Source organism: Streptomyces sp. NPDC091292, from assembly GCF_044757265.1.
GTDB lineage: Bacteria > Actinomycetota > Actinomycetes > Streptomycetales > Streptomycetaceae > Streptomyces.
Genome location: NZ_JBIVUQ010000004.1, coordinates 172,555 through 191,127, shown reverse-complemented (window position 1 = coordinate 191,127; position 18,573 = coordinate 172,555). Strand labels below are relative to the sequence as shown.

Annotated in this window: 12 protein-coding genes, 1 tRNA gene and 1 pseudogene; 10 read left to right on the top strand and 4 right to left on the bottom strand. The window is 68.9% G+C overall.

The genetic code is table 11. The features are described from left to right. Positions 1–151: 151 nt before the first annotated feature. The 8 genes from ACIQNU_RS15075 (at position 152) to ACIQNU_RS15040 (ending at position 12,722) form a co-directional block, all read left to right on the top strand. Positions 152–745 (top strand): small secreted protein, encoded by a 594-nt coding sequence (locus tag ACIQNU_RS15075; protein ID WP_401365952.1) that lies wholly within the window; start codon positions 152–154, stop codon positions 743–745. Positions 746–834: 89 nt separating this feature from the next. After that, the gene (locus ACIQNU_RS15070) at positions 835–2,370 is read left to right on the top strand and encodes a methyltransferase (RefSeq protein WP_401365950.1); all 1,536 of its coding nucleotides are present in this window, start codon (positions 835–837) and stop codon (positions 2,368–2,370) included. Positions 2,371–2,635: 265 nt separating this feature from the next. Beyond that, positions 2,636–2,833, top strand: coding sequence for a hypothetical protein (locus ACIQNU_RS15065; protein ID WP_401365948.1), 198 nt, complete (start codon positions 2,636–2,638; stop codon positions 2,831–2,833). Positions 2,834–3,095: 262 nt separating this feature from the next. Then, the gene (gene topA / locus ACIQNU_RS15060) at positions 3,096–5,927 is read left to right on the top strand and encodes a type I DNA topoisomerase (RefSeq protein ID WP_401365946.1); all 2,832 of its coding nucleotides are present in this window, start codon (positions 3,096–3,098) and stop codon (positions 5,925–5,927) included. Between the two features lie 157 nt (positions 5,928–6,084). Continuing rightward, the gene (tmk, locus tag ACIQNU_RS15055) at positions 6,085–9,339 is read left to right on the top strand and encodes a dTMP kinase (protein ID WP_401365944.1); all 3,255 of its coding nucleotides are present in this window, start codon (positions 6,085–6,087) and stop codon (positions 9,337–9,339) included. A 224-nt stretch (positions 9,340–9,563) separates the two neighbouring features. After that, positions 9,564–10,787, top strand: a complete 1,224-nt coding sequence (locus ACIQNU_RS15050) for a DNA polymerase III subunit delta' (protein ID WP_401365943.1) — start codon at positions 9,564–9,566, stop codon at positions 10,785–10,787. 102 nt (positions 10,788–10,889) lie between these two features. Continuing rightward, entirely contained in the window at positions 10,890–12,551 is a 1,662-nt protein-coding gene (locus tag ACIQNU_RS15045; RefSeq protein ID WP_401365941.1) for an alpha/beta hydrolase, read from the top strand. A gap of 97 nt (positions 12,552–12,648) precedes the next feature. Continuing rightward, positions 12,649–12,722, top strand: a tRNA-Thr gene (locus ACIQNU_RS15040). Positions 12,723–13,216: 494 nt separating this feature from the next. Here the strand turns inward: ACIQNU_RS15040 and ACIQNU_RS15035 are convergent. After that, a pseudogene (locus ACIQNU_RS15035) lies at positions 13,217–13,382 on the bottom strand (plasmid transfer protein); the annotation flags it as partial. Between the two features lie 2 nt (positions 13,383–13,384). Further along, a complete protein-coding gene (locus ACIQNU_RS15030) occupies positions 13,385–13,741 on the bottom strand; it encodes a hypothetical protein (protein WP_401365939.1) in 357 nt (118 codons plus the stop codon). A 151-nt stretch (positions 13,742–13,892) separates the two neighbouring features. Between ACIQNU_RS15030 and ACIQNU_RS15025 the strand changes: the two genes are divergently transcribed. Beyond that, the gene (locus ACIQNU_RS15025; protein ID WP_401365937.1) at positions 13,893–14,264 is read left to right on the top strand and encodes a winged helix-turn-helix domain-containing protein; all 372 of its coding nucleotides are present in this window, start codon (positions 13,893–13,895) and stop codon (positions 14,262–14,264) included. Then, positions 14,261–14,683, top strand: coding sequence for a helix-turn-helix domain-containing protein (locus tag ACIQNU_RS15020; RefSeq protein ID WP_401365935.1), 423 nt, complete (start codon positions 14,261–14,263; stop codon positions 14,681–14,683). Before ACIQNU_RS15025 ends, ACIQNU_RS15020 begins: the two co-directional genes overlap by 4 nt. 298 nt (positions 14,684–14,981) lie before the next feature. On the opposite strand, the gene ACIQNU_RS15015 is transcribed toward ACIQNU_RS15020, so the two are convergent. Both ACIQNU_RS15015 and ACIQNU_RS15010 read right to left on the bottom strand, forming a co-directional pair. After that, complete coding sequence (locus ACIQNU_RS15015; RefSeq protein ID WP_401365933.1) at positions 14,982–16,061, bottom strand: restriction endonuclease, SacI family; 1,080 nt, start codon at positions 16,059–16,061, stop codon at positions 14,982–14,984. Positions 16,062–16,079: 18 nt separating this feature from the next. Continuing rightward, positions 16,080–17,252, bottom strand: coding sequence for a DNA cytosine methyltransferase (locus ACIQNU_RS15010; RefSeq protein WP_401365931.1), 1,173 nt, complete (start codon positions 17,250–17,252; stop codon positions 16,080–16,082). Positions 17,253–18,573 lie beyond the last annotated feature (1,321 nt).

The window sequence follows — 18,573 nt, the reverse complement described above, 5'->3', positions numbered from 1 at the left end:
CTCGCGCCGGTCCCGCGAGGGCGGTCCGCCCGTGAGCCTTCTCTCCCTTGCCGCCGGCGCCTTGGTGCAAATGGCTTCAATAGGGGGTGAAGCGGACGCCTCGCATGCGGTTGTCGCCCACTTGGCGTGTATGTTCCGGGGCCGAGAGCCCATGGAAGGGACCCATCCGGTGAACAAGAAGTTTGCAGCAGCGCTCTCCGGCGGTGCGGTGCTGGTACTGGCGCTGTCGGGATGCGGAGACAGCAAGGACGACAAGCTCAACAGCTGGGCCAAGACGGTCTGTGACTCCGTACAGCCGCAGGCGCAGAAGATCGAGAGCGCGAACGGGGCGATTCAGCAGCAGACCGCCGACAGCAGCAAGCCGGTGGACGTCCAGAAGACGGACTCACAGGCGTTCCAGGACATGTCCGACGCCTACAAGGCGATCGGTTCGGCCGTCGACAAGGCGGGCGCCCCGCCCGTCGACGACGGTCAGACGAAGCAGCAGAACGCCGTCAAGGAACTGAACGGCATCTCCGCGTCGTACGCCGATCTGCAGAAGCAGGTCGACGGTCTGGACACCAACGACCAGGGCAAGTTCGCCGACGGCCTCAAGAGCGTGGCCGGTGAGCTGGACAAGCTGAGCCAGAGCGGCAACGACGCCCTGAAGAAGCTGGAAGAGGGCGACGTCGGCAAGGCGATGCAGAAGCAGGAGAGCTGCAAGAGCGCGAGCGCCACGCCGACCGCGGCGGCCAAGAACGAGTGACGGCGGGTCCGGTGCGAGTGACGGTGGAGTAATGGCGGGTCCGGTACGGGCCTGACCGCGGTCCCGCGCGCGGGCGCGAGGAGGACAATGTGGGCGTGACTACGACCCGCCTGCCCTCGTCCGACCGCGTCGACGCCGCCGCCAGGCTGCGGGACGCCCTCCTGGGCGCCGACTTCACCGCCGACGGCCTCCTGGAACTCCTCGGCGCCCCGGCGTACGCGGCGCTGGCCCGCAGTGAGACCGTCCCCGCACTGCGGGCCACCCGGGGCGACAGCGCCCTCGACACGCTCGTACGGCTCTTCCTTCTTCAGCAGCCCGTGCCCCACGCGCGCGTGGGGCACGTTCTGCCCGTGGACGTCTGCCTGGAGAGCGGCTGGCTGGTGGCGGCCGGCGGTGACGAGGTCGCGGCCACGGTCGACATCAGGCCGTACGGGGGACCGGGCGGCGAGGACTGGTTCATCGTGTCGGACCTCGGCTGCTCGGTGGGCGGCGCCGGGGGCATCGGCGGCGACACCGGTACGGCGGACGCGGGCGTCGTCCTGGGGGTGGGCGGCGCGTCCACGACGCTGGCCGGACTGACGGTCCGTACGCCCGTCGGATCGGCGCTCGATCTCGGTACCGGATCCGGGATCCAGGCGCTGCACCTGACGCAGCACGCGACCCGGGTCACGGCGACCGACCTCAACCCGCGCGCGTTGCGCATCGCCCGGCTCACCCTCGCCCTGTCCGGCGCCCCGGAAGCCGAGCTGCTCGAAGGCTCACTCTTCGAACCCGTCGCCGACCGCACCTTCGACCTCGTCGTGTCCAACCCGCCGTTCGTGATCTCCCCCGGCGCGCGGCTCACGTACCGGGACGGCGGGATGGGCGGGGACGATCTGTGCCGCACGCTCGTTCAGCAGGCGGGGGACCGGCTGAACGAAGGGGGGTACGCGCAATTCCTGGCCAACTGGCAGCACACCGAGGGCGAGGACTGGGCCGACCGCCTCCGCACCTGGGTGCCGCGCGGCTGCGATGCCTGGATCGTGCAGCGCGAGGTGCAGGACGTGACGCAGTACGCGGAGCTGTGGCTGCGGGACGCGGGCGACCACCGCACGGACCCCGTCGAGTACGCCGCGCGGTACGACGCGTGGCTCGACGAGTTCGAGGCCCGCAAGACCAGGGCCGTCGGCTTCGGCTGGATCACCCTGCGCAGGACGGGTTCGGCGCGGCCGGCGGTCACCGTCGAGGAGTGGCCGCACCCCGTCGAGCAGCCACTCGGCGCCACCGTGCGTGCGCACTTCGACCGCCAGGACTATCTCCGCGCCCACGACGACGCGGCCCTCCTCGCCGGGCACTTCCAGCTCGCCGACGAGGTCGTGCAGGAACAGGTCGGGCTCCCCGGTGCCGAGGACCCGGAGCATGTGGTGCTGCGTCAGCACCGCGGCATGCGGCGCGCGACCCAGGTCGACACCGTCGGCGCCGGCTTCGCGGGCGTGTGTGACGGCTCACTCAGCGCCGGGCGGATCATCGACGCCATCGCCCAGCTCCTGGGCGAGGACCCGGTACTGCTCCGGGACCGCACCCCTGCGCAGATCCGGCTCCTGGTCGAACAGGGTTTTCTGCTGCCGGTCGGCGAAGGCGTCTGACGGGGACGCGGGGACATGCCTCCGCCGGGCGGATCGGTGGCGGCGGCAAGGTGAGATTCGCCGCATGTTGCGTACGGCTCTCTCCCGGAGCTGCCCCTGCGGGTTCCGGTACCGCGGGTTCCGTACGGCATCCGCCGGGCGTCGCGTAGGCGATCCGCGTATCCGGTGCGCGCCGGCATGTGTCGTTCACCCCGGGTTCGCCGGGCCGCCGTCCGGGCGTGCCAGCCTCCCTCCGCTGGGCAACCGGGACGGAGAGGGCGAAGCCATGGAGAACGGACCGGCGATCTTCGCGGGATCGGTGTTCGCCCTGTTCGGGGCGGCGCTGTTGCTGTGGACCGGAGTCCGGGTGCACCACCGGCTGCCGGTCGCGGACGGCATGCGCCAGGCCGCGTCCGCGACGCTCGCGACACTGGCCGGAGCGGTGACCCTCGCGCTCGCCGTCTGGTGCTTCACGAGGATCTGAACCGGGGCCCAAGAGGATCTGAACCGCGCTCCGGGGCGATCTTGGGCGGTCTTCCCTCAGTAACTGAGAGATCACGCTCCGCATAGCGCCGAAAGTGCAGGTCGCCGCTCCGGGCGGCAGAGACGGCGGTAGTCGGGTTACCGTTCGAGTGGCCGTTGCGGGCTTTTCCCGTTTGACACGGGGGCGGGATGTACCGTCACACTCCGCAGCGTCACCGTACGTACCGCACTGCACCCAGTGTCGACCGGAGAGAAGAGCGAAGTTGTCCCCGACCAGCGAGACCGCAGGCCGCCGACTCGTGATCGTCGAGTCGCCTGCCAAGGCGAAGACGATCAAGGGCTACCTCGGCCCCGGCTACGTCGTCGAAGCGAGCGTCGGGCACATCCGCGACCTCCCGAACGGCGCCGCGGAGGTCCCCGAGAAGTACACCGGAGAGGTGCGCCGCCTCGGCGTGGACGTCGAACACGACTTCCAGCCGATCTATGTGGTCAACGCCGACAAGCGGGCCCAGGTCAAGAAGCTCAAGGACCTGCTGCGCGACTCCGACGAACTCTTCCTCGCCACCGATGAGGACCGCGAGGGCGAGGCCATCGCGTGGCACCTCCAGGAAGTGCTCAAGCCCAAGATCCCCGTCCACCGCATGGTCTTCCACGAGATCACCAAGGACGCGATCCGGGACGCCGTCGCCAACCCGCGTGAGCTGAACCAGAAGCTGGTCGACGCCCAGGAGACCCGCCGCATCCTCGACCGTCTCTACGGCTACGAGGTCTCGCCGGTCCTGTGGAAGAAGGTCATGCCGCGGCTGTCGGCGGGCCGCGTCCAGTCCGTCGCCACACGACTCGTGGTCGAGCGGGAACGCGAGCGCATCGCGTTTCGTTCAGCTGAGTACTGGGACCTGACGGGCACCTTCGGCACCGGCCGTGCCGGGGATGCGTCCGACCCGGCGTCGCTGGTCGCCCGCCTCACCGCGGTCGACGGCAGACGAGTCGCGCAGGGCCGCGACTTCGACTCGCTGGGACAACTCAAGAGTGCGAACACGCTCCACCTCGACGAGGCGAACGCCCGCGCCCTCGCCGCCGCCCTCGCCGACTCCCGGTTCGCCGTCCGGTCCGTCGAGTCGAAGCCCTACCGCCGCTCGCCTTACGCGCCCTTCCGCACCACGACCCTTCAGCAGGAGGCGAGCCGCAAGCTCGGATTCGGCGCGAAGTCCACCATGCAGGTCGCCCAGAAGCTGTACGAGAACGGCTTCATCACCTATATGCGTACGGACTCCACGACCCTCAGCGACACGGCGATCTCCGCAGCCCGCGCGCAGGTCACCCAGCTTTACGGCGCCTCCTACCTCCCGGACAAGCCCCGCGTCTACGCCGGGAAGGTCAAGAACGCCCAGGAGGCGCACGAGGCGATCCGCCCCTCGGGTGATCGTTTCCGCACCCCGGCCGAGACCGGACTGACGGGCGATCAGTTCCGGCTCTACGAGCTGATCTGGAAGCGGACCGTCGCCTCCCAGATGAAGGACGCCGTCGGCAACTCCGTGACGGTGAAGATCGCGGGGCGTGCGAGCGACGGCCGGGACGCCGAGTTCAGCGCATCCGGCAAGACGATCACCTTCCACGGCTTCCTCAAGGCGTACGTCGAAGGCGCCGACGACCCGAACGCCGAACTGGACGACCGCGAGCGCCGCCTGCCGCAGGTCGCCGAGGGCGACGCCCTGTCCGCCGACGAGATCACGGTCGACGGGCACGCCACCAAGCCCCCGGCCCGCTACACCGAGGCCAGCCTGGTCAAGGAGCTGGAAGAGCGCGAGATCGGCCGCCCGTCGACCTACGCGTCCATCATCGGCACCATCCTCGACCGCGGCTATGTGTTCAAGAAGGGCACCGCCCTGGTGCCGTCCTTCCTGTCGTTCGCCGTCGTCAACCTGCTGGAGAAGCACTTCGGCCGGCTCGTCGACTACGACTTCACCGCCCGCATGGAGGACGACCTCGACCGCATCGCGGCCGGTGAGGCGCAGGCCGTGCCGTGGCTGAGGCGGTTCTACTTCGGCGAGGGCGAGCCCTCCGGCGGCGCGGCCGACGCGGGCAACGGTGACGGTGACCACCTCGGCGGCCTCAAGGAACTCGTCACCGACCTGGGCGCGATCGACGCGCGCGAGGTGTCGTCGTTCCCCGTCGGCGACGGCATCGTGCTGCGGGTCGGCCGGTACGGCCCTTATGTCGAGCGCGGTGAGCGGGACTCCGAGAACCACCAGCGCGCGGACGTCCCCGAGGACTTGGCGCCCGACGAGCTGACCGTCGCCTACGCGGAGGAGCTGCTGGCCAAGCCCAGCGGCGACTTCGAGCTGGGCGCCGACCCGGAGACCGGGCGCCAGATCGTGGCCAAGGACGGCCGGTACGGGCCGTATGTCACCGAGGTGCTGCCCGAGGGCACCCCGAAGACCGGCAAGAACGCCGTCAAGCCGCGTACGGCCTCGCTGTTCAAGTCGATGTCCCTGGACACGGTCACCCTGGCGGACGCCCTCAAGCTGATGTCCCTCCCGCGCGTGGTCGGCGCCGACGCGGAGGGCGTCGAGATCACCGCGCAGAACGGCCGGTACGGCCCGTATCTGAAGAAGGGCACCGACTCGCGCTCCCTGGAGAACGAGCAGCAGCTCTTCACCATCACCCTCGAAGAGGCCCTCGCGATCTACGCCCAGCCCAAGCAGCGTGGGCGGGCCGCCGCGAAGCCGCCGCTGAAGGAGCTGGGCGAGGACCCGGTCAGCGCCAAGCCGGTCGTCGTCAAGGACGGTCGCTTCGGGCCGTACGTCACCGACGGCGAGACCAATGCGACCCTGCGCTCCGGCGACAGCGTCGAGGACATCACGCCCGAGCGCGGCTTCGAACTGCTCGCCGAGAAGCGCGCGAAGAGCCCGGCAAAGAAGACCGCCAAGAAGGCTCCGGCGAAGAAGGCCCCCGCCAAGAAGGCGACGGCCGCCAAGAAGACCGCCACGGCCAAGACGGCGGCGAAGAAGACGGCTGCGAAGAAGACGGCCACCAAGGCGACCGCCGCGAAGAAGGCGACGGCGTCGAAGAGCGGGGCGTCCTCGGAGGACTGAGGTCCGCTCCGGCGGCCTCGTCGGCTCCGCGGGCTTCGGCGGTCAGCGGGGCCATGGGCGCGGCGTAGCGTACGCGTTCCGGCACCGTCGTGTGCAGGGACGTCCACATGTTCGGACGGCCCTTCGGGGAGCATCGGGGTCCGGATAGGCTGTCAGGATGACGCGTGCAGAGCAGCCAATGGCCGGAAACACGGCCCCCGACGACGCGCTGGTCGCCGATTCCCGGGAGCGTGCCGTCCGTGCCCTGCTGCGCGTACCGCAGCTGAAGCGGCTGTGGAGCGCGCAGTTCGTCGGCGGTGTCGGTGACGCCCTCGCGCTGCTCGTCCTCGTGCTGCTCGCCCTCCAGACGGCCATTTCCGAGGGCTCGTTCGGGGGCGGCTTCCGGGGGGTCGCGTACGCGGTCGCGGCCGTGTTCGCCGCCCGGATCCTCGCGACGCTGGTCTTCGGCGCCGTCCTGCTCGGCCCGCTCACCTCGCTCACCGCGCCCGGCGGGCTCCTCGACCGCCGCTGGACCATGATCACCACGGACGGCCTGCGGGCCGTACTGCTGATCGTGGCCCCCCTGTGGATCGACTGGACGCCCGGCAACGCGCTCGCCCTGCTCCTCGTCACCTCCTTCGTGATCGGTGTCGCCGAGCGGTTCTGGACCGTGAGCCGGGAGGGCGCGGCGCCCTCGCTGCTGCCCGCGCCGCCGCCGGAGGGCGCGACCGTCCGACCGCTCCCGGACCACATGGACGCGCTGCGCAGGCTCTCGCTGCGCACCGCATTCGTGGCGCTGCCCCTCGCCGCGGCGGCGCTCGTCGCGGTCACGCTGATCGAGAACGTGCTGGGCGCGGGGATCGACTGGTTCGCGCTGCACCAGGCGGCGCTCGCGTCGTACGTCGCCGCCGGTCTGTTCGCCGCCTCGCTGTCGGTCGTGTACTTCCTCGAACTGCCCGGAACACAGACCCCGCGCGCGCGGTCGCCGCTCGAAGGGCTGCGCAGGCCCCGTACCGGCACGGGCGTCGACAAGGGCCGTACGGGCACCGTCCGGCTGCTTGTCGTCGCCTGCGCCGCCGTCGCGGCGGCGATCTCGGCGGCCGTCGCGGTCGCCGTACTGCACGCGACGGACCTCGGCGGCGGCCCGGTCACCTTCGGCCTGATGGTGCTCGCGCTGACCGGCGGCACGCTCGCCGGGATCCGTACGGCGCCCTCGGTGCTGCCCTCGCTGTCGCGGCGTCGGCTGCTCGCCCTCGCCATCGCCGTCACCGGGGTCGCGCTGCTCGCCGCCGGGCTCGTCCCCGACAGCACCAGCGTGCTGCTCCTCCTCGCCCTCGCGGGGGTCGCGGCCGGAGTCTCCGCCAACACCGGCCACACGCTGCTCGACCAGGAGACCGAGGAGTACCGCCGCCCCCGGACGACCGACCACCTGCACGCGGTCGTCCGCGTGTACGTCGCGGTGGGCGCAGTCGTCGCGCCGCTGGTCGCGTCGGCCATAGGGTCGCACCGGCTGCAAAGCGGCAAGTTCGTCTTCGCGCACGGGGGCGCCGCGTTCACGCTGATGCTGGTCGGCGCGCTGCTGCTGCCGGTGGCGGCGTTCGTCCTGGCCAAGGTCGACGACAGGTCCGGCGTACCGCTGCGGCAGGACCTGCGGGAGGCGCTGCGCGGCGGCGATCCGGCGCAGGCACCGGCCACGACCGGCTTCTTCATCGCCCTGGAGGGCGGCGACGGCGCCGGGAAGTCCACGCAGGCCGAGGCGTTGGCGGAGTGGATCCGGGGCAAGGGCCACGAGGTCGTCGTCACCCGGGAGCCCGGGGCAACCCCCGTGGGCAAGCGGCTGCGTTCGATCCTGCTCGACGTGTCCAGCGCGGGTCTGTCGCACCGCGCGGAGGCCCTGCTGTACGCGGCGGATCGCGCCGAGCACGTCGACACGGTCGTACGGCCGGCCCTCGCGCGCGGTGCGGTCGTCGTCTCCGACCGGTACATCGACTCGTCGGTGGCGTACCAGGGCGCGGGACGCGATCTGTCGCCGACCGAGGTCGCGCGGATCTCCCGGTGGGCCACGGACGGTCTCGTACCGCATCTGACGGTGCTGCTCGACGTGGCGCCCGAGGCGGCGCGGGAGCGGTTCACGGAGGCGCCCGACCGGCTGGAGTCGGAGCCCGCCGAGTTCCACGCGCGCGTAAGGGCCGGTTTTCTGACGCTGGCCGCCGCCGACCCCGGCCGCTATCTCGTGGTGGACGGCAGCCAGGAACCGGAGGCGGTCACCACCGTGATCCGGCACCGGCTCGACATGCTGCTGCCGCTCTCCGAGGCCGAGATCAAGGCCCAGGAGGAGGCGCGCAAGGCCGCCGAGGAAGAGGCCCGCCGCAAGGCCGAGGAAGAGGCCGCGCGGAAGGCCGAGGAGGAGCGCCTGGAGCGCGAGCGCCAGGAACAGCTCGCCAAGCTCCGCGCCGAGGAGGAAGAGCGCAAGCGGCGCGAGGTCGAGGAGGCCCAGCGCCGCGAGGCCGAACGCCAGGCCGAAGAGGCCCACCGGCGCGCGGAGGAGGCGCGGCGGCGCGCCGAGGAGGAGCAGGCCAGGCTTCTCGCCGAGGAACAGGCGCGCGCGGCCGAGGAGGAGCGCCGCCGCCGGCAGGCCGCCGAGGAGGCCCGCCTGCACGCGGAGGCGGAGGCGCGCCGGCTGGAGAAGCAGCGGAAGGCCGAGGAGGCGTTGCTGCGGGCGGAGGAGGCGCGGCGGGAGGCCGAGGCGGCGGCAGCGGCTGCGGCGGCCGTGGCGGCGGCTTCGGAGGCGGCGGCTGCTGAGGCGGCTGCCAAGGCGGAGGCGGAAGCGGAGGTTGCGCGGGGGAAGGCTGCCGGTCCGTCCGGTTCGGATTCCGGTTCCGGTTCGGGTTCGGGTTCGGGTTCCGGTTCGGGTCCGAGTGGGGCCGATGCCGAGGTGACCACGGAGCTGCCGCAGGCGCCGGTGCCGGGGGCGGCGGACGAGACGACGGTGCTGCCCGCGGTACGCGAGGGGGGGCCGGGTCCCGCCGACGAGACCGCGGTGCTGCCCCCCGTACGGGATGGGCGGGATGTACGGGACGTACGGGACGAGCGTGCGGTGGACGAGACCGCGGTGCTGCCTCCGGTACGGCAGGACGGGACCGCGCCTCGGGACGGTGGCGGTGCTACGGCCGATCGCGTACCCCCGGGGTTCTTCCGTGACGAGCGTCCCGGTGGTGCGGGTGCGGGTGCCGGTGTGGGTGCGGGGGACCGTACGCGTGAGTTGCCGCAGGTCGACGAGCAGGGTGTTCCTCGGCGGCGGCCCCGTTCCGACTGGGCGGAGGAGACCCCGCTCGACGATCTGCCGACGCTGGCGGACGAGTTGCTCGGCCCGCACGACGACGGGGTCGAGGACGACGACGGAGGGCGCGGGCGGGGCGGAAGGCGTCGCTGAGGGGGCCGCCGGGGTGCTGCCTGCCGGGGGGTGCCACCGGGGGTTGCCACTGGAGGGCCGCCTCCGAGGGAGCCGCGCGCCCGCTGCCTTGGCGCTGGTGAGCCTTTGCTGAAGCTGTCCGTCCGGTTGCTGTCCGTCCGGTTGCTGTCGGGCCGATTGTCAGTGGGGTCGTCCACAATGGATCGGGCAAGGCGACGTACGAGGCGAGGCGAGGGCGGCAACCCATGACCGTGTGGGACGACTTGGTGGGGCAGGAGCAGGTGAGCGGCCAGCTCGCCGCCGCGGCCCGGGACGCCGACGTGCTCGTGACGGCGGTCGCGTCGGGCACGCCCCTGCCCGAGGCGTCGAAGATGTCGAACATGTCGAAGATGACGCATGCGTGGCTGTTCACCGGACCTCCCGGTTCCGGCCGGTCGACGGCCGCGCGCGCGTTCGCCGCGGCGCTCCAGTGCGTGAGCCCCGACCGCGCGCTGGGCGGCGTCCCCGGCTGCGGCTTCTGCGAGGGCTGCCATACGACCCTGATCGGTACGCACGCGGATGTGCAGATCGTCCGTACGGACCTGCTGTCGATCGGCGTCAAGGAGACCCGGGACCTGGTCCGCCGCGCCCAGCTCTCGCCCGCGGTCGGCCGCTGGCAGGTCATCGTCCTGGAGGACGCCGACCGTCTCACCGAAGGCGCCGGCAATGTCCTCCTGAAGGCCGTGGAGGAGCCCGCTCCGCGCACTGTGTGGCTGCTGTGCGCGCCGTCGCTCGAAGACGTACTGCCGACGATCCGCTCCCGCTGCCGCCATCTGACGCTGCGGACACCGCCCGTGGACGCCGTCGCCGATGTGCTCGTACGCCGTGACGGCATCGAGCCGGACGTCGCCGCCGCCGCTGCGCGCGCCACCCAGGGGCACATCGGGCGCGCCCGTCGGCTCGCCACCGACCCGCGCGCGCGGGAGCGCAGGGCCGCCGTGCTGAAGCTGCCGTTGCGCGTGGAGGACATCGGCGGCTGTCTCCGGGCGGCGCAGGAGCTGATCGACGCGGCGACGGAGGACGCCAAGGACGTCTCCGACGAGCGGGACGTGAAGGAGACCGACGAGCTGAAGGCGGCGCTCGGCGCGGCCCAGGGCGGGCGGATGCCGCGCGGCACGGCGGGTGTGATGAAGGACCTGGAGGACCGGCAGAAGCGCCGTCGTACGAGGACGCAGCGCGACAGTCTGGACCTGGCGCTGACCGACCTCACCGGGTTCTACCGTGATGTGCTCGCCCTCCAGCTCGGCACCCGGCTCGCCCTCGCCAACACCGACGCGCAGGACACGCTGGACCGCCTCGCGCGCGGCAGCTCTCCCGAGGCGACGCTCCGGCGGATCGAGGCGATCTCCGCGTGCCGCGAGGCGCTGGACAGCAATGTGGCGCCGCTGCTGGCGGTGGAGGCGATGACGATGGCGTTGCGGGCGGGGTGAGGGGGTTCGGGGTTGAGGGGGCGCACGCGGGTTTCACTCGTACGAGCCGGAGTGGGGGCCACGCGGAGCGATCGGGCGGTCGCTGAGGGTTAAGGTCGCGGGATGTGCACCAGTCCCCGCCCCCGCCGCCGCGCCCTTCGCGCCGCCGGCACCCTGCTCACCGCCGCCGGCCTGCTCATCTCCGGATGTTCATCGGGGAGTTCGACGGCCGAGGTGTCGATGGCGGCGCTGCCGAAGTCGACCCCGCAGGCGCTGACCCCGTACTACGCGCAGAAGTTGGGGTGGCGCGAGTGCGGCGCCCCCGGCTTCGAGTGCGCCACGATGAAGGCCCCGCTCGACTACGACAAGCCGGACGCCGGTGAGATCAAGCTGGCGGTGTCCCGGAAGAAGGCGACGGGACCCGGGCAGCGGATCGGTTCGCTGCTGGTCAACCCGGGCGGTCCGGGCGGCTCGGCGATCGGCTACCTCCAGGCGTACGCGGCACTCGGCTACCCGGCGTCGGTCCGCGCCCGCTACGACATGGTGGCGATCGACCCGCGCGGAGTCGCCCGCAGCGAACCCGTCGAATGCCTCGACGGCAAGCAGATGGACGCGTACACGCAGACCGACGTGACGCCGGACAACACGCGCGAGCGGGACGAACTCGTGCGGGCGTACAAGAAGTTCGCGGCCGGCTGCGAGGCGCGCTCGGCGCGGATCCTGCCGCATGTCTCGACCGTGGAGGCGGCGCGGGACATGGACGTCCTGCGGTCGGTGCTCGGCGACGAGAAACTGACGTACGTGGGCGCGTCGTACGGCACCTTCCTCGGAGCGACGTACGCGGGCCTCTACCCCGACCGCGTCGGGCGGCTCGTCCTCGACGGCGCGATGGACCCGTCGCTGTCGGCGCGCGCGATGAACGAGGACCAGACGGCCGGGTTCGAGACGGCGTTCCAGTCCTTCGCGAAGGACTGCCTGAAACGGACGGACTGCCCGCTCGGCGGCGCGGCGGGCGCGGCCGGGGCCGACGGGGAGGTCAAGGGGGGCGGGGCCGTCAGGGGTGGCGGGCCGAGCGGTGGCGACGGTCCCGGCGCGGGCGGCCATCCGGCGGTGTCGACCGCGACGGCGGGGGAGCGCCTGAAGGCGTTCTTCCGGAAGCTCGACGAGAACCCGATCCCGACGGGTTCGCCGGGCCGTGAGCTGGGCGAGGCCCTCGCGACGACGGGAGTGATCGCCGCGATGTACGACGAGGGCGCGTGGCCCCAACTGCGCGAGGCGCTGACCGCCGCGATGAACGACAAGGACGGCAAGGGGCTGCTCGCCCTGTCCGACAGCTACTACGAGCGGTCCAGCGACGGCCGCTACGCGAACCTGATGTTCGCCAACGCCGCCGTGAACTGCCTTGACCTGCCCCCGTCCTTCACCTCGCCGGACGAGGTCGCCAAGGCGCTGCCGGCCTTCGAGAAGGCGTCGTCGGTCTTCGGCGACGGGCTGGCGTGGTCGGCGCTCAACTGCGCGTACTGGCCGGTGAAGGCCACGGGGAAGGCGCACCGGATCGAGGCGAAGGGCGCGGCGCCCATCGTGGTGGTCGGCACCACCCGCGACCCGGCCACGCCGTACCGCTGGGCCCAGTCCTTGGCCGCCCAGCTCGACTCCGGCACGCTGCTCACGTACGACGGCGACGGGCACACGGCGTACGGGCGGGGCAGCGCGTGCATCGACTCCGCGATCAACGACTACCTGCTGAAGGGGACCGCCCCGCGGGACGGAAAGCGCTGCTCATAGGGGGTGAGAGCACCGCTCTCGGGGGGTGGTCCGACCCCCTCCGGAAACTGTGTAGACTTGGCGCCGTTGCTGACCGCACCATGGTGCGAACCGGCGCGCCGCCTTAGCTCAGATGGCCAGAGCAACGCACTCGTAATGCGTAGGTCTCGGGTTCGAATCCCGAAGGCGGCTCAGTCAAAAGCCAGGTCAGACACCGTCTGACCTGGCTTTCTCGTGTTCTGAGCCCTCTTCTTGGCGAGGGAGGGTGTCTGGAATCGTGCCGCCCGGTCCGATGGGGAGCGCATTTGCGCAGCCGGTGTGCGGATGGTTGCGCGCGGAAGTCCGCCGGATCGCCGCCGAGCGGCCCGGACAGGGCTCTGGCGAGATCAGATCGTTTTGTGGAACCACTCCAAGATCCCCTCGTAGGCTGGGGCTGTGGCAGATCCCCAGGAGACCCTCCCGTTCAAGGCGCTGGTCGCGCAGACGAGTGCCGTCTGTTGACCTCGGAGTCGAGGTGGAGACCGCTGCCGCACATGGGTAGTTGCGCGCCTTGTCGGTGTCATGGCGAGGCGGGTCGGGTTGGGCGAGAGGAGAAGCCGTCCACTTGGTCCCGCCAGAGGCCGTGGTCGGCATCATCATGAAGGCGACTGCCGAGCGCACGTCGGATGCCGCCCCGCCCCACAGAGCGGGACCGTCAGTCCGCAGGCATCCATGACAGATGTTGTAGCGGAACAGAACCCGAAGACTCGTCAGGGTGACACCGAAGGTGAGCCGGTGCCAGGCGGGGCTCCGCCAGCGCAGGAGACCCGGAGTGGCGACGACCAGGACCAGAGCGACCGTTAACCAGATCATAGTCAGGCCGCCTTCGGCTGCGAGGCGCCAGCGGTCAGCGAGGTAATGGCGACCGCGCGGAAGGCGATGCCGTGCCGCTTCTGGCCGTTCAACTCGTTGTCCCACGGCCGGGCGGTCAAACCGGTTAGTGCGAGGGGGGTGCCCATCGTCAGTTCACCAGTGATGCCTGGCTCGGGGACGGTCACGGTTAGGATCTCGACCTCACCGTCGAGCGCGAACATTACGTCCACGGTCATCAGGTCGGCACCGGTCTCGGTGTCGGTGGTGATCTCGCCGGAGCGGCGGTCGTGGATCTTCTTCTGGGGAGGCTGGGCGACTGTCACGGTGGCGGCGGAAGTGTCGACGGGAATCTGACGCATGAGCGCGCTCCTAGATGCGACTACTTGACGTACTTAGTACGTCATCTCTGGATTGAGCATGAACTCGTACTACTTGGCGTGTCAAGTAGTCAGTCTCGCCTCCCTTGTGCGGGATGTGTTGCACTAGGTACGACAACCACTGAGAGGGGCTATGGCCGACTTCACCGCCGGGCGGGCCGCGTACTTGCAGATCGCCGACGATTTCAAGTGCAAGATCCGAAACGGGGAACTCGAACCGGGCGACAAGTTGCCCTCAGAGGCGAAGCTGATGACCGAGCACGGCGTGTCGCGCACTGTGGCCCGGCAGGCGATCTCTCGGCTCCGTGAGGACGGCTACGCGACTTCTCACCAGGGCAAAGGCAGCTTTGTCGCACTACCCGGCGAGGGTGCATCGCCCAAGCGAAGCACCGAGTTCGAGCAGATCACTGAGTATCTGTCGGAGGTGCGTCGGGACGTGCGCCGTCTCACCGAGCGGTTGGACCAACTTGAGGATTTTGTGCGGCTGCAAGGCCAAGCTCGGTGACTAACCTGTCCGCCGTCGGGCGAGTCGCCCGATACCGCCAGCGGCGCGGCATGTCCCAAGAAGTCATGGCTGGACTCGTCGGCCGTACGGTCGACTGGCCGAGCAAGGCCGAAAACAACCGGCTGGAGCTAGACAGGCTGCCGATCATCAAGTCCCTGGCCGATGCGTTGGACGTGACCCTTGGCGATCTGCTTGCTGAGCCCACGCTGACGGGCTGGACTGCGGATAGCGGCAACCGGACTGTGCCGGCGCTGCGGTCAGCGCTGACGCGATCGAGCCTCAATGGCAGCAAGGATCCGTCTGGCCAAGCACGGAATCGTATGCTCGGCGACTTCGTCGGGGCCCAGGAACGCGATGCTCTTCAGGCAGCGCCGATCTACCTCGAACATGGGCGGCAGCCCGACAGCATCGCCGCATAGCGGCGCGGGAGCTTTCCGGTACCCCCCGACGCGGAACGCAGTGGAAGTTTCTCTACATCATCAAGGGCTCGCGTTCACTCGCGCGGCGGTGTCGGCCGGTCGCTGGCGCGCCGCCCCTCCTTGCCTTCGTCACCGGGGCCGCGTGCCGTCGCCTGTCCGCGCCAACAAGGAGGCGAAGATGAGGTCGGGGCAGGGAGTGAGACGGCCCCGCCCCGAGGTCAGAAAACCGTCGTGGCGGGGCGGCCGACTCCACGGCCTGCTCGGTCAGGTGCGAGCCGTCTGCGGTCCAGCAAAGAAGTCAGGATCCTTCAGGGAACAGTTGCGCCCATCGCTCCACCTCAGCGTCCCGTACTTCGATCTCTATCATTCGCTGATACATCGCCTCAGGGAAGGCCGAGAGGATCGACTGGGTGTCGCGGGGCGACCATACGAATACATCACGCAAGAAGCTTGACATGCTCTCATTTATCTTGACGATGCACCCATAGTTTTGTTCAAGCTCGCTGGTCAGGTGATGAGCTGACAGAAGCGACACGTGCGAAGCCGTATCGACCATGAGTGCGACTCGACGAAAACCAGCCTCTGTGGCCTTATGAACAAACTGATCAAGTGCCTCAGCGGAAACACTTTTCCCGCGCACTTCGACGGTAAGTAGAGGTCCACTATCCAAGATCACTTGGACGTCGCCAGGGAAGTCCCGAGACGGGTCGTTGATTCGGCGTGAAATGACAACGTCGTAGGCCATGTCAAGGCCAGCTGCAACGCACGCTTGCAGTTTACGAGGAACGTCCTTGCCGCTCACGACGAATGCTTGCGTCGCGGAAATGAGGCTTGACTCCACTATAGCGCTGCCCACCGCAAGGCGACGCCTTTTTTCCGCCACGGCGATGCAGACCGCCATTACTGCCACGAGTGCATTGAATGCTTCGGCAGTGGAATAGTTTTCTTCATCCACCTTTGCAAGCGCAGCCCTAAGTCGATCCAGGTATGGCCGAGCCTTTCCCAAGACTGCGTCAATCTCCGAAAAATGCTGATACCGGAAGAATGGCTGGTTGTTTATCGGCTCCGGACCAGTCGCGCTGAGGTCGAACCCGAGCTTGCCTGACATCGGCACTACAACTCCATGGCAAAGGCCGCGGAGCGAAAAAGCACGCTCACCGTGCTTCATTTTGATGGATTGCGGGTCCACGTTCTCGTCACAAGATCGCGCCAGCAGCTCCGTCACCAAAGCGGCAGTGTAGGTTTTTGGTGCGTCATCCTCCCGTAGCGACTTGGCGAGAAGTGTCCACTCCTCTGAAAAATCACCGCCCGAACCGGCAGCCTGATACGCCGCCTCCAGAACTACCTCAGCTTCACTCTTTTTGATTGTTATTCCCACTGTTCCCCTATTTGTGCTCTAAATCATTTCAAGCTGTTCATAGCTGGCCTGGTTGGGAACCCTGGTGCGGTCAGGATCAAGGTGCCCGAGCTGTTCCATCAGGGCCCTGGTAACTACCTTGCCCAGCTCCACAGGAACAGCGTTACCGATCTGTCGCTGCACCTCACGCCTTCCTCCGGTGAAGATGAATGCATCCGGGAAAGTCATAATCCGCTTCATCTCGTTAACGCGAAACCTACGTGCTCGCTCTTCCCCATTCGCGTTCTTCACATTCTCCCAGTGGAATGGCCCGACCCATGGGCCTGGCTGGGCTTGCAGCGTCGTAGAAGGGCGGTCCGGGTCTGCCTTCAGCAGGAAGGTCCAGTAGCGACTGCGCCACTTGAACTCGTTGCGACCGTCATATCGTTCGGTGTGCCACAGATAGTTTTGCCCAGGAGGTACTTCCGCAGCGAGTTCGGCGTAGGTTCCCTCAACAATTTCCCCGACCTCGGGAACGTCCGGAAATCCGGCAAGCGCCTCGCGAAGGCTCGTGAATGGAATCTTCGTGTGATCAACCACTCGATCGCGCTCTGACTCGCCAGAGTGTGTGGTTTCGGGAAAGTGGAAAGTTTTACCGTCACGTCGCCCCACGACGAATACTCGCCTGCGAAGCTGGGGAACCCCGTATTCGGCCGCAAGGAGCACACGGAATGTCGGGTTGTAACCTGCATCCTTGAGCCCCGCAATGAGCCGATCGAACTGAGCCTGATGGGTCTTATACGTCAAGCCCTGCACATTTTCCAGGATGAAGGCTTCGGGCTTGCTCTCACGGACCACCCGGACGTACTCGTCGAGGAGAGAGGCATTGGGATCAGCACTGTTGCGCTTCTCCTCGATCCAGAACCCGGACTTGCTGAATGGTGTGCAGGGAGGACCACCGATGACCAGGGTCGGATCACCGGGCTTCAGCCCGCCGGCTTCCAGCAACTCTGCGGTCGGGATCGCTTGGATATCCCCACACATTGTCTTGGTGTGCGGAAAGTTGGCCGAAAGTGTGTCCAGAGCCGTCTGGTCATAGTCAGTGGCGACAGCGACGCGGAGTGGGGACCCAGAGCCGTCCTGGATCAGCGGTGGCTCAGCACAGCTCTCGATGGCACAGTCGAGGCCACCGGCCCCAGAGAACAGACTGATCACGGGAAGCTCATGGTTCACCTCGAAACCCTAACCTACCCCAGCCTACGGGGCCCGTGATCACTCCAAACGACGCCAGCTAGCTCGCCACTGTCCCCTCTCGCTGCTTCCGCCAGACAAGGGCGCCATGCAGAGAGGAGTACTACGTCGGTGTGCCACAAGCGAGCCTGGCGTCCGAGCGGCACATGGCCAGCTGCGTTCGTCCGATATTCCGATGCTCTATCTCCTGGCGGGGCTCGCAGGCGTGGACTATGCGTGGACCAGGACAGGCGTTCGCGAATTGCCCGGCACCCTGACCTGCGCAGATAGCCGGGACGCAATGGCCCTCCGGAGGTTTGCCCGTCATGGGGCACCACGCCCCGCGTTCCGGAGGCGACCACCTCGTCGGCGAAGTGCTTCGTCCCGTAGCTGTTGGCAGGAGGCGCAATCCTGGACTGCTTTCCTCCTCGCCCCAGGGGCCTGTGACCTATGCGAGGAGTCGTCGGGTGATGACAAAGACCCCTTCCGTCTCAGAGAGTGGGTCGCTGACCGGGTATCGTCAGTCACCGACAGCTACCAGGGGAGCGCAAGGGGAGCGCGGACGCCTTTGGACGGCGCAGCACCGCCCGGCACCCGCCGGACCGGTACCAGTGTTCTGATCAGGTAAAACGGCATCCGGCAACACCAGCCAACATTCCCCGGCACGATCCCTGGCGTGCTCGTAATGCGTAGGTCACGGGTTCGAATCCCGAAGGCGGCTCAGTGAAGGTCCAGTTCAGATAGCCTCTGACCTGGGCCTTTGTTCTTTTCGAGATCGATCCGTGTCGGTGGGACACCCCCCCGGTGCGCCGTGATCGCCATCGGTGGACAGGCGTGCAACGAGCGTGCGGATCGGTGGACGAGCAGGTGGCCCCGAGTGATGGGTGGGAGGACGCTTTCTGGAGTGCGGCCACGACCCATGTGCGCTTCGGCGCTGAGGGCCGGCGAGTTCGTCCTCGGCGGCCGGGAGGAGAGCGTGCAGCTTCTGCGGTGATGTCGGGAACAGCCGCCGGCGCCTTGCGCGCATGGGGTTCGAGCTGCATGACCTTCTCGGCGGCGTCGCGGGTCAGGTCGTCGAGGACGGAACCCCTTGCGCCGCGAATCGTTGGCCCTCGGCTGAGGCCGTCCATGGCGTCGGTAACTCCTGGACCACGAGTGCCGGGTGAGCCGGCGGGACGTGCGTGAACAGCGGATGTGCCGGCGCTGCCCGGTCGGTCATTGCCCTTGCCGTCAGTGCATGCTCGCCCGCGATCATGGACCGGCTCGTTGTGTGAGGCGCGCGCTGGCGCGGTGGTGGCGTTGCCGGCGCTGTGTGGGGTGGTGG

What these genes read in the sequence shown, in the direction of transcription:
- ACIQNU_RS15065 (WP_401365948.1), top strand. Translation starts at nt 2,636, where the DNA reads ATGGAGAACGGACCGGCGATCTTCGCGGGATCGGTGTTCGCCCTGTTC.
- ACIQNU_RS15030 (WP_401365939.1), bottom strand. Translation starts at nt 13,741, where the DNA reads ATGCGTCAGATTCCCGTCGACACTTCCGCCGCCACCGTGACAGTCGCC.
- ACIQNU_RS15045 (WP_401365941.1), top strand. Translation starts at nt 10,890, where the DNA reads ATGTGCACCAGTCCCCGCCCCCGCCGCCGCGCCCTTCGCGCCGCCGGC.
- ACIQNU_RS15050 (WP_401365943.1), top strand. Translation starts at nt 9,564, where the DNA reads ATGACCGTGTGGGACGACTTGGTGGGGCAGGAGCAGGTGAGCGGCCAG.
- tmk (WP_401365944.1), top strand. Translation starts at nt 6,085, where the DNA reads ATGACGCGTGCAGAGCAGCCAATGGCCGGAAACACGGCCCCCGACGAC.
- ACIQNU_RS15025 (WP_401365937.1), top strand. Translation starts at nt 13,893, where the DNA reads ATGGCCGACTTCACCGCCGGGCGGGCCGCGTACTTGCAGATCGCCGAC.
- ACIQNU_RS15075 (WP_401365952.1), top strand. Translation starts at nt 152, where the DNA reads ATGGAAGGGACCCATCCGGTGAACAAGAAGTTTGCAGCAGCGCTCTCC.